Here is an 11569-nt window from a genome sequence, read left to right as displayed (position 1 = left end):
TGAAACAGTAAGCTTTGGTAATCATTCTTCCGAAAAATTCAGATAAATCAGGGTACTATTGTCTGAATACCCACCTCGCAACCTCCACCTTTTCCGAAAAACCGCCGGATACAGACTGTTACCCATTACATCCCGGCTTCGTTTTACAACAATTGCTCGTTCGTTTATGGCAATAAGGTAGTGGCGAACAATGAAGCAAAAAGCATTATGGATTAACCAGATAAAAGGGCTGTGTATCTGCCTGGTGGTTATCTATCATTCGGTTATCACGTTTTATCCGCATCTGATCGGGCTGCAGCACCCGCTCTCCGGCCTTCTCGCCAAATGCTGGGTCTATTTTAACCTCTATCTCGCACCGTTTCGTATGCCGGTCTTCTTCTTTATCTCCGGCTATCTGATCCGTCGTTATATTGACGAAGTGGACTGGCGAACCAGTCTCGATAAACGGATCTGGAGCATTGTCTGGGTCCTGGCGCTGTGGGGCGTTCTGCAATGGCAGGCGTTGACCCACCTGAACGCCTGGCTGGCGCCCGAGCGTGAGCTTGCCACCGCGTCGAACGCGGCCTACGCCGACTCGCTCTCAGGATTTGTACGGGGTATGCTCACCGCCAGCACCAGCCTGTGGTATCTGTATGCCCTGGTGGTCTACTTCACGCTGTGTAAACTGCTGAGCCGCTGGAAGCTGCCGGTTCTGGGACTGCTGGCGCTGGCGAGCATCGCGATTAACTTCCTGCCGCTGCCGTGGTGGGGAATGAACAGCGTGGTCCGCAACATGATCTACTACAGCCTCGGGGCGTGGTATGGCGCAGCGCTGATGACGTGGATGAAAAGCGTCAACCTGCGCCGCATCTGGCTGGCAACCGGCGCTTTCGCCGCCGTCTCCGTGGTGCTGTGGTTTGCTAACGTTCCGCTGCTCCTCTCATTGCTGTCGATTGTGTTGATCATGAAGCTGTTCTACAGCCTTGAGCAGCGCTACGCCGTTAACCCGAACAATCTGCTGAACGTGATTGGCTCCAATACCATTGCGATTTATACCACCCACCGCATCCTGATTGAGGCCTTTAGCCTGTTCCTGATTGGCGAAATGAATGCCGCCTCGTGGCCGGTCTGGGCAGAGCTCACCCTGGTGCTGGTCTACCCGTTTGCCAGCCTGCTTATCTGTACCCTTGCCGGGCTCGGAGTGCGTAAAATCTCCACCGCGCTGTTTGGGGACGTTTTCTTCTCTCCTCCGTCTACGCTAACCCTGTCACCTTCAACGCGTTAATGCCCTCTCCGCCCCCGTTTCGGGGGCGTTTAGCCCCGCCGTGCGGTTACGATTTGCTTATGTAAAACGATCGAGGATAATAAAGACATTGCGTATCAGTGATATGCCCCAATACTGTTGGTATATCCATAAGAGACTCTGACATAGCCATGCCTGAACACTATCGTTATTCCTTGCCTGTCAAAGCGGGCGACCAGCGCCAGCTGGGTGAACTCACGGGCGCGGCGTGCGCCACGCTGGTGGCGGAAATCGCCGAGCGTCATCCAGGCCCGGTGATTCTGGTTGCCCCGGATATGCAAAACGCCCTGCGCCTGCACGACGAAATTCGCCAGTTCACCGATAGCCTGGTGTTCAGCCTGGCCGACTGGGAGACGCTGCCGTATGACAGCTTCTCTCCGCATCAGGAGATCATCTCCTCGCGCCTGTCGACGCTCTATCAGCTGCCGACCATGCAGCGCGGCGTGCTGATTGTGCCGGTGAACACCCTGATGCAGCGCGTCTGTCCGCACAGCTATCTGCACGGTCACGCGCTGGTGATGAAAAAAGGCCAGCGCCTCTCCCGAGATGCCCTCCGCGCGCAGCTTGACGGTGCCGGCTATCGCCACGTCGACCAGGTGATGGAGCACGGGGAATACGCGACCCGCGGCGCGCTGCTCGACCTTTACCCGATGGGCAGCGACCAGCCGTATCGTCTGGATTTCTTTGATGATGAAATCGACAGCCTGCGCGTATTCGACGCCGACACGCAGCGCACGCTGGAGGAAGTCGAGTCGATCAATTTACTGCCCGCGCATGAGTTCCCCACGGACAAAACCGCTATCGAGCTGTTCCGCAGCCAGTGGCGCGATAAGTTCGAGGTGAAGCGCGACGCGGAACATATTTATCAGCAGGTCAGTAAAGGCACGCTTCCTGCCGGGATCGAATACTGGCAGCCGCTGTTCTTCAACGAGCCGCTGCCTGCCCTGTTCAGCTACTTCCCGGCGAATACGCTGATTGTCAACACCGGGGATATCGACGCCAGCGCCAGCCGCTTTGAAAGCGAAACCCGCGCCCGCTTTGAAAACCGTGGCGTTGACCCAATGCGTCCGCTGCTGCCACCGGAAGCGCTGTGGCTGCGCACCGACGAGCTCAACGCCGAGCTGAAGCGCTGGCCGCGCATACAGCTGAAAACCGATTCGCTTGCCGACAAGGCCGCCAATACCAACCTCGCCTTCCGGACGCTGCCGGACCTGGCCGTTCAGGCGCAGCAGAAATCCCCGCTGGATAATCTGCGCAAGTTCCTGGAGTCCTTCACCGGCCCGGTGGTGTTCTCCGTTGAGAGTGAAGGCCGCCGCGAAGCGTTAGGTGAGCTGCTGGGACGCATTAAGGTGGCGCCGAAGCGCATCCTGCGTCTGAGCGAAGCGACCGAAAACGGTCGTTATCTGATGATTGGCGCCGCCGAGCACGGGTTCATCGACACGCTCAACAACCTGGCGCTGATTTGCGAAAGCGACCTGCTGGGCGAGCGCGTCGCGCGCCGCCGTCAGGACAACCGTCGGACCATCAACCCGGACACGCTGATCCGTAACCTGGCCGAGCTGCACCCGGGCCAGCCGATTGTTCACCTGGAACACGGCGTTGGGCGCTATCAGGGGATGACCACGCTGGAAGCGGGCGGGATCAAAGGTGAATACCTGATGCTCACCTACGCCAACGACGCCAAACTGTATGTCCCGGTCTCCTCCCTGCATCTGATCAGCCGCTACGCGGGCGGCGCCGAAGAAAATGCGCCGCTGCACAAGCTGGGCGGCGATGCCTGGGCGCGCGCGCGCCAGAAGGCGGCGGAAAAAGTGCGCGACGTGGCGGCCGAGCTGCTGGATATCTACGCCCAGCGCGCGGCCAAACAGGGCTTCGCCTTTAAGCACGATAAAGAACAGTACCAGCTGTTCTGCGACAGCTTCCCGTTTGAAACCACGCCGGATCAGGCCCAGGCCATCAACGCCGTGCTGAGCGACATGTGCCAGCCGCTGGCCATGGACCGCTTAGTCTGCGGCGACGTCGGCTTCGGCAAAACCGAAGTGGCGATGCGCGCCGCCTTCCTTGCGGTGGAAAACAACAAGCAGGTGGCGGTGCTGGTGCCGACCACCCTGCTCGCTCAGCAGCACTTCGATAACTTCCGCGACCGTTTCGCCAACTGGCCGGTACGTATCGAGATGCTCTCGCGTTTTCGCAGCACTAAAGAGCAGACGCAGATCCTCGAACAGGCCAGCGAAGGCAAAATCGATATTCTGATCGGCACCCACAAGCTGCTGCAAAGCGACGTGAAGTGGAAAGATCTGGGGCTGCTGATCGTCGACGAAGAGCACCGCTTCGGGGTGCGTCATAAAGAGCGAATCAAAGCGATGCGCGCCGACGTCGATATCCTCACCCTGACCGCAACGCCAATCCCGCGAACCCTGAACATGGCGATGAGCGGCATGCGCGATCTGTCGATTATCGCCACGCCGCCGGCGCGCCGTCTGGCGGTGAAAACCTTTGTTCGCGAGTACGATAATCTGGTGGTGCGTGAGGCCATTCTGCGTGAAGTGCTGCGCGGAGGTCAGGTCTACTATCTCTACAATGACGTGGAAAACATCCAGAAAGCCGCGGACAGGCTGGCGGAGCTGGTGCCGGAAGCGCGCATAGCTATCGGTCACGGGCAGATGCGCGAGCGCGAGCTGGAGCGGGTGATGAACGACTTTCACCACCAGCGCTTTAACGTGCTGGTGTGCACCACCATCATTGAGACCGGGATCGACATTCCGACGGCAAACACCATCATCATTGAGCGTGCGGATCACTTTGGCCTGGCGCAGCTTCACCAGCTGCGCGGCCGCGTCGGGCGTTCGCACCATCAGGCCTATGCCTGGCTGCTGACGCCGCATCCGAAAGCGATGACCACCGACGCGCAAAAGCGTCTGGAAGCCATCGCCTCGCTGGAAGACCTCGGCGCAGGCTTTGCGCTGGCCACGCACGATCTCGAGATCCGCGGTGCCGGCGAGCTGCTGGGTGAAGACCAGAGCGGCTCCATGGAAACCATCGGCTTCTCGCTCTATATGGAGCTGCTGGAAAACGCGGTTGATGCCCTGAAGGACGGACGCGAGCCGTCGCTGGAAGATCTCACCAGCCAGCAGACCGAGGTCGAGCTGCGTATGCCTTCCCTGCTGCCGGACGATTTCATTCCGGACGTGAATACCCGACTGTCGTTCTACAAGCGCATCGCCAGCGCGAAGAAGGAGAACGAGCTGGAAGAGATTAAGGTGGAGCTGATTGACCGCTTTGGTCTGCTGCCCGATCCGGCGAGAAATTTGCTGGATATCGCGAGGCTGCGCCAGCAGGCGCAAAAGTTGGGGATCCGCAAGCTTGAAGGCAATGAAAAAGGCGGCGTGATTGAATTCGCCGAGAAGAATCACGTCAACCCGATGTGGCTGATCGGCCTGCTGCAAAAACAGCCGCAGCATTTCCGTCTGGATGGTCCAACCCGTCTGAAATTTACCCAGGAGCTGACGGAGCGCAAAACCCGTATGGACTGGGTGCGTAACTTTATGCGCCAGCTGGAAGAGAACGCGATCGCATAACCTCCCTTCCCCCTGTTAGCTGAGGAGTTTCATGTAGTTTATTAACCGGAAGCGATGAAAGTTGCTTCCGGGAATGAACAGCTTACAGCGACACCCTGGTCCGGCTGTAAATCGCTGAGGCGTTTCCTGTAGGCCGGGGCGAGGCGCAGGGATGCGCCGAGAGGGCGGGCTTTACATGGACGTTGCCTCCGCCCGTCCCCGATAAGCCGGAAGGAATAAGCCGAGGGCACCGCGAAGCGGCGATTTACCGCCGGGAGCCTGGGTCGCCAGGGTGGTGGCGATTGAGCCCCCTGGCACGTTCACCGGTTATGTCGTTAAAGAGTAGCAAGGAACATGAAGTGAACGGAATGACCACCAGAGCCGTATGTTCCCCCTCACCCCAACCCTCTCCCTCAAGGGAGAGGGGGTCGTCCGTTCAGGCATTATTTTATGGGGATCCCTTCCCCCTGTTAGCCCGGCGCTACGGGGGGACAATTTACAAACTCTTTGCACTTCACCCGATCTTCCCGACATACCCATTCGCCATAATTATGTTTAACGTCTTATAAAACAATAACCTTATCATTTGCATGGATTATGGTGATGATGACCTCTTCGCGTTTTACTCGCTGGATGACCCTGTTGGCGCTGGCAGCCACCGTCGCGGTGGCGCTTCCCGCCCGGGCAAACACCTGGCCCCTTCCCCCTCCCGGCAGCAAGGTGGTGGGGGAAAACCGCTTTCATGTGGTTGAAAACAATGGTGGTTCACTGGAAGCGATTGCCAAAAAATATAACGTCGGTTTTCTGGCCCTGCTGCAGGCGAACCCCGGCGTCGACCCGTATGTCCCGCGCGCGGGCAGCGTACTGACCATCCCGTTACAGACTATCCTGCCGGATGCCCCGCGCGAGGGGATGGTGATAAACCTGGCCGAGCTGCGTCTGTACTATTACCCGCCGGGTAAAAATGAAGTCACCGTCTACCCTATCGGTATTGGTCAGCTGGGCGGCGACACGCTGACGCCGACGATGGTCACCACCGTCTCGGATAAACGCGCGAATCCAACCTGGACCCCAACGGCGAACATTCGTGCCCGCTATAAGGCCCAGGGGATCGATCTTCCTGCCGTGGTGCCGGCTGGTCCGGATAACCCGATGGGGCACCACGCGATACGCCTCGCGGCATACGGCGGCGTCTACCTGCTGCACGGAACGAATGCGGACTTTGGCATCGGCATGCGCGTCAGCTCCGGCTGTATTCGTCTGCGCGATGACGATATCAAAACGCTGTTTAACGTCGTTACGCCGGGAACCAAAGTGAATATTATCAATACGCCGATTAAAGTTTCAGAGGAGCCCGGCGGCGTGCGGCTGGTTGAGATCCATCAGCCGTTATCGAAAAATATCGGCGACGATCCGCAGACGCTGCCCATCAACCTGAATGCCGCGATGGTAAGCTTCAAAACGAATGCGAATACCAACAGCGTGGTGATGGAGCGTGCGATGGAAGCCCGGTCAGGCATGCCGACCGATGTCACCCGGCATCACGATGTCGTCCCGCAGTCGATGTAAATCGGAAATAAAAAACGCCCTGCTCAGCAGGGCGTTTTTTATTGCAGCGGCATAAATGAGGGTTTATGCCCGGCTTATTTGTAGATGACCGCAGTGCCGTGCAGAGTGTTAGGACCGGTCACTGAGGTGATGCGGTAAGATTTTGCACCCATCTCTTGCGCTTTTTGCGCCAGCTGATCTTCCAGGGAACCCAGGTTAGTACCTGCAGACGCAGAGATTGTCCCGACTTTATGCTGGTCGGCTGGGGTGGATTGCACCTGTACAGCAGCAAAGCTTGCGAAAGAGAGTGAACTCAGGACAGCGGCAGCGATGAGAGTTTTTACGTTTTTCATGATGTTTACCTTTAGCAGATGAATTTGGAGGTCGTTAATCATTTAGTTAACGATCGATAGGTAAATCATAAATGTGATCCATGTCACGCGTCAACATAATTTTATAACGATCGTTAACTTAATTTTAAAATTGTTATTTTTCATACATATATGATTAATTTATTTTTAAGCATTCTGCACTGGTGGTGGGTTGCGTTTATTTTTATAATGGTCATTCACCAAACCAATAGAGGACCAACGGCAAATGACAACCGATGTCACGAGTTGTGCGAAGAAAAGCCGTGGCCGACCAAAAGTGTTTGACAGGGATGCAGCGCTTGATAAGGCCATGACTCTCTTCTGGCAACATGGGTATGAAGCAACCTCGCTTTCCGATCTGGTAGAAGCCACCGGAGCCAAAGCGCCGACGCTGTATGCCGAATTTACCAATAAAGAGGGGCTGTTCAGGGCGGTGCTGGACAGATACATTTCGCGCTTTGCGGCGAAACACGAAGCCCAGCTGTTCTGCGAAGAGAAAAGCGTTGAACAGGCGCTCCGGGACTATTTCACCGCCGTCGCGACCTGCTTTACCAGTAAAGAGACGCCTGCGGGCTGCTTTATGATTAACACCTCTGCCACCCTTGCGGCGTCCTCTAAAGAGATTGCCAATACGGTGAAATCACGGCATGCCATGCAGGAAGAGACCCTCAGCGCATTTCTGGCTCAGCGCCAGCAGCGCGGTGAAATCCCGGCGCAATGCAACCCTCAGCTGCTGGCGCAATACCTGAGCTGTATTTTGCAGGGGATGTCGATCAGCGCCCGTGAAGGAGCCACGCTGGAAAAACTGCAGCATATTAGCGAAACCACGCTGCGGCTGTGGCCTGAGCTACTGAAAATCTGAAGCAAAAAAAAAGCTCCTCAGCCTGAGCGCATGAGGAGCTAAATTCAGAGAACATCTTTTTTACACTTTGTTATTCAGAACCAGCTGGCCGTTTCCATCCAGTGGAATTTGCGTGCCCGGGTCTTTATCCATGCGGATTTTGCCCTGCTGATCGCCAATTTTGTACGTCACGTCATAGCCCAGCATTTTTTCCGACTTGTCATAGACGGTTTTGCAGCGTTGCTGAGTCGTGGTGTAGGTATCATTATCCTGCATCGCGCCCTGCACCTGGTTACCGGCATAGCCGCCACCCAGCGCGCCGACCACGGTCGCCACGTCTTTACCCCGGCCGCCGCCAAACTGGTGACCAATAACGCCACCCGCTACTGCCCCCAGAACAGAACCGGCAATGCGGTTTTCATCCTGCACCGGACGACGGTGCGTCACGGAGACGTTACGGCACTCCTGACGAGGCGTTTTTACGGTTTCTTTAATCGGTGTAGCAGAAACCACCTGTGCATACTGCGGGCCGCGATCTAATACGTTGAGACTGGCAACGGCAGCCACACCTAACGCAGCCGCGACGCCAATCCCTATACCCGCCAACATTGATTTATTCACGGGACTTCCTCCTTTGTTGCTATTGGTAACAATTTTGCAATGGAGGCACGGCTTCGCCAATAAGATAAAGGATCAAAAAAGGGGCGTTGAGAGGAGATATATTGTATTTAGGAGAACTCTTAAGCAGTCAAACTGTGATCTACAGCATGAAATGCTAAAAACTCCCTCCGGAGGGCCCGGAGGGAGTGAAAGATTAGTGCAGCTTCAGACGCGGACGGATCACGCGGTTGATTCTGCCCACCAGCATCATCAGCCCGGTTTTGAAGTAGCCGTGCAGCGCAATCTGGTGCATGCGGTACAGGGAGATATACACGAAGCGGGCAATGCGCCCTTCTACCATCATTGAGCCGCGCATCAGGTTGCCCATCAGGCTGCCGACGGTAGAGAAGTTTGACAATGACACCAGTGAACCGTGGTCTTTGTAGACATAGGCTTTCATTGGCTTGCCTTTGTACTGCGCCAGAATATTGTGCAGCACCAGGCTTGCCATCTGGTGAGCGGCCTGCGCGCGCGGCGGCACGAATCCACCTTCAGGACGCGCGCAGGAGGCACAGTCACCGATGGCAAAGATTTCAGGATCGCGCGTGGTTTGCAGCGTTGGCTCGGTTACCAGCTGGTTAATGCGGTTGGTTTCCAGACCGCCGATCTCTTTCATAAAGTCAGGCGCTTTGATACCAGCCGCCCAGACCATCAGATCCGCTTTGATATACTCGCCGTCTTTGGTGTGCAGGCCGCCTTCGTCGGCGCTGGTCACCATGGTTTGCGTCAGCACCCGCACGCCCAGCTTGGTGAGCTCATTGTGCGCCGCACCGGAAATACGCGGAGGCAGCGCAGGCAGGATCCGTTCACCGGCTTCAACCAGCGTCACGTTCAGCGCTTCGTTAGTTAGCCCTTTGTAGCCGTAGCTGTGCAGCTGCTTCACCGCATTGTGCAGCTCCGCTGACAGCTCAACGCCCGTCGCGCCGCCGCCGACAATAGCGATATTCACCTTACCGTTCGCACCCATATTGCTGGTGTACTTCAGGAACAGGTTCAGCATTTCCTGATGGAAACGACGCGCCTGGTGCGGGTTATCGAGGAAGATGCAGTGCTCTTTCACGCCCGGCGTGTTGAAGTCGTTGGAGGTACTGCCCAGCGCCATGACCAGCGTGTCGTACGCCAGTTTACGCTCGGGAACCAGCAGCTCCCCTTTTTCATCGCGCAGCTCTGCCAGGGTGATGGTTTTGCTTTCACGGTTGATGTCCACCACCGAGCCCAGCTGGAACTGGAAATGATGGTTGCGCGCGTGCGCCAGATAGCTGAGCGCGTCCACGCCCTCATCCAGAGAACCGGTCGCCACTTCGTGCAGCAGCGGTTTCCACAGGTGGCTGTGGTTACGATCCACCAGCGTAATTTTGGCTTTTTTACCGCGACCCAGCTTCTTGCCCAGCTGTGTAGCCAGCTCCAGCCCGCCAGCACCACCGCCTACAATCACTATCTTTTTCAATGGCGTAGTCAACGTGACCCCCTCAAATTATTAACCAATTGTTAATTAAAAGTTATAAAAATAACCCTTAATTAACAACAGGTTACAGCACTGAAACCATTCAGGTGCATTGAGAATACCACGTCAGGCGCATTGGTCATACCAAAATTGATATGCATCAAGTTTTGATGGCTTAAAAGTAGACAATTCTGGTCAAAAAGAAAGCCCGGCACGCTTTCGCGGCCGGGCTTTGATGCATGCGGGAAATTGATTAACCCAGCGTTTTAAACGCTTTGATACGCTGCAGATGCGGGGAGATGTTTTTGAACTTGTGGGTCTGTTCTTCGTCCCAGACGATCTCATAGTAATGATGCAGGAGCTCTGCTGCCCGATGGCTGTTGAGCGCTTCATCATTACGGGAAAGGATCACCAGGCAGCGGTCGCGGTTTTTCTCACGGAAGTTGCTCACGCACTTGGTCGCAATATCGACATACTCTTCCGGACGGTCAATTTTGCCTTCCATGTTCTCGTTCGGGAACAGGTTAGGATTGAACACCACCTGGCGAATGTCGCACAGGAAGCCAATCCGCTCCGCCCAGTAGCCGCCCAGCCCTACGCCGCAAATCAACGGGCGATCGTCGACGTTGAGCTGCAACATCTTGTCCACCTCTTTGAGCAGATGCTGCATATCATGCTTCGGATGACGCGTGCTGTAGCTGATCAACCGTACATCCGGATCGATAAACTGCAGCTGCAGCACCTTCTCATGATTACCAGGACTGTTTGAGTCAAAACCGTGTAAATAGATGATCATCGTCTTCTCACCACGCTACGCCTTCCGGGAGGGTTTACAGGCTGGCTTTATGTGCCTGCCAGCGCTCATTCAGGTCTTCAAGCCGGGCGTTGACCGTCTTCCAGCGCGCCGAATCCATCAGCTCCTGACGGCTAAATGAACCTTTATGATACAATTGCGTAACACGCTCTGCATTGATCGGCGACAGGTTATCCAGCACGCTAACGGCACCTTTACGATTATTGCAGACCAGGATCATATCGCAACCCGCATCCAGCGATGCCTGACCGCGTTCAGCGTAGCTGCCCATGATCGCGGCCCCTTCCATCGACAAATCGTCAGAGAAAATCACGCCGTTGAAGCCCAGCTCCTGGCGCAGAACGGTTTTCAGCCAGTGCGGAGAGCCGCTGGCAGGACGCGGATCGACGTCGCTGTAAATCACGTGCGCGGGCATAATGGCATCCAGCTTGTTATCGGTGATAAGCGACTGGAAAACCGACATATCTTTGGCGCGAATCTCCGCTTCCGGGCGCGGATCGCGCGGGGTCTCTTTGTGAGAATCCGCCGTCACCGCCCCGTGACCCGGGAAGTGTTTCCCGGTGGTTTTCATGCCTGCGTCGTGCATGCCGTCGATGAACCGGGTCGCCATTGCCAGCGCAATACGCGGGTCTTCATGGTATGAGCGCTCGCCAATGGCAGCGCTGATATGCCCTACATCCAGCACCGGTGCAAAGCTGATGTCGATATCCATAGCAATCATTTCGCTGGCCATCAGCCAGCCGGCCTCCTGCGCCAGTTTTCCACCCTCTTCCGTGCCGAGCAGCGCGGCGAATGACTGGGCTGCCGGGAGACGGGTAAAACCGTCGCGAAAACGCTGCACGCGCCCGCCTTCCTGATCGACGGCTACCACCAGATGGTTACGCGACGCGGCGCGGATCTGACGCACCAGCTCGCGCAGCTGCGCCGGATCGTGATAGTTGCGGGTAAACAGGATCAGGCCACCCACCAGCGGATGCGCCAGAATTTCACGCTCCTCCGCATCCAGCTCAAACCCTTCAACATCCAACATGACTGGACCCACATCCACCTCT

9 protein-coding genes are annotated in these 11569 nt (G+C 56.4%); 4 read left to right on the top strand and 5 right to left on the bottom strand.

Going from position 1 to position 11569, the window contains the following annotated elements; genetic code table 11:
• Positions 1–190 precede the first annotated feature (190 nt).
• The 3 genes from IM317_RS08945 (at position 191) to IM317_RS08935 (ending at position 6408) form a co-directional block, all read left to right on the top strand.
• A complete protein-coding gene (locus IM317_RS08945) occupies positions 191–1264 on the top strand; it encodes an acyltransferase family protein (RefSeq protein WP_033145222.1) in 1074 nt (357 codons plus the stop codon).
• Between the two features lie 149 nt (positions 1265–1413).
• Complete coding sequence (gene mfd, locus IM317_RS08940) at positions 1414–4860, top strand: transcription-repair coupling factor (RefSeq protein ID WP_033145221.1); 3447 nt, start codon at positions 1414–1416, stop codon at positions 4858–4860.
• A gap of 582 nt (positions 4861–5442) precedes the next feature.
• Positions 5443–6408 carry a L,D-transpeptidase family protein gene (locus tag IM317_RS08935; protein WP_033145220.1) on the top strand — a complete coding sequence of 322 codons (966 nt, stop codon included), beginning with the start codon at positions 5443–5445 and terminating at the stop codon, positions 6406–6408.
• A 74-nt stretch (positions 6409–6482) separates the two neighbouring features.
• On the opposite strand, the gene bhsA is transcribed toward IM317_RS08935, so the two are convergent.
• Positions 6483–6740 carry a multiple stress resistance protein BhsA gene (gene bhsA / locus IM317_RS08930; RefSeq protein WP_023616599.1) on the bottom strand — a complete coding sequence of 86 codons (258 nt, stop codon included), beginning with the start codon at positions 6738–6740 and terminating at the stop codon, positions 6483–6485.
• Between the two features lie 244 nt (positions 6741–6984).
• Between bhsA and IM317_RS08925 the strand changes: the two genes are divergently transcribed.
• Positions 6985–7620: a TetR/AcrR family transcriptional regulator gene (locus IM317_RS08925; RefSeq protein ID WP_029739866.1), complete on the top strand. Its 636-nt coding sequence runs from the start codon at positions 6985–6987 to the stop codon at positions 7618–7620.
• 60 nt (positions 7621–7680) lie between these two features.
• Here IM317_RS08925 and IM317_RS08920 read toward each other — a convergent pair whose 3' ends face one another.
• From IM317_RS08920 to nagZ, 4 genes are all read right to left on the bottom strand, one after another.
• The gene (locus IM317_RS08920) at positions 7681–8220 is read right to left on the bottom strand and encodes a glycine zipper 2TM domain-containing protein (protein ID WP_008500779.1); all 540 of its coding nucleotides are present in this window, start codon (positions 8218–8220) and stop codon (positions 7681–7683) included.
• A 193-nt stretch (positions 8221–8413) separates the two neighbouring features.
• Positions 8414–9718 (bottom strand): NAD(P)/FAD-dependent oxidoreductase, encoded by a 1305-nt coding sequence (locus IM317_RS08915; RefSeq protein ID WP_023335290.1) that lies wholly within the window; start codon positions 9716–9718, stop codon positions 8414–8416.
• Positions 9719–9956: 238 nt separating this feature from the next.
• Positions 9957–10499 carry an alpha/beta hydrolase YcfP gene (ycfP, locus tag IM317_RS08910; RefSeq protein WP_008500781.1) on the bottom strand — a complete coding sequence of 181 codons (543 nt, stop codon included), beginning with the start codon at positions 10497–10499 and terminating at the stop codon, positions 9957–9959.
• Positions 10500–10533: 34 nt separating this feature from the next.
• Entirely contained in the window at positions 10534–11559 is a 1026-nt protein-coding gene (gene nagZ / locus IM317_RS08905; RefSeq protein ID WP_023311162.1) for a beta-N-acetylhexosaminidase, read from the bottom strand.
• Between the last annotated feature and the right edge of the window lie 10 nt (positions 11560–11569).

This window comes from Enterobacter cloacae complex sp. S3, assembly GCF_014930495.1.
Classification (GTDB): domain Bacteria; phylum Pseudomonadota; class Gammaproteobacteria; order Enterobacterales; family Enterobacteriaceae; genus Enterobacter; species Enterobacter asburiae_B.
The sequence above is the reverse complement of the archived record's forward strand: the minus strand, read 5'-3'. Positions and strand labels throughout refer to the sequence as shown.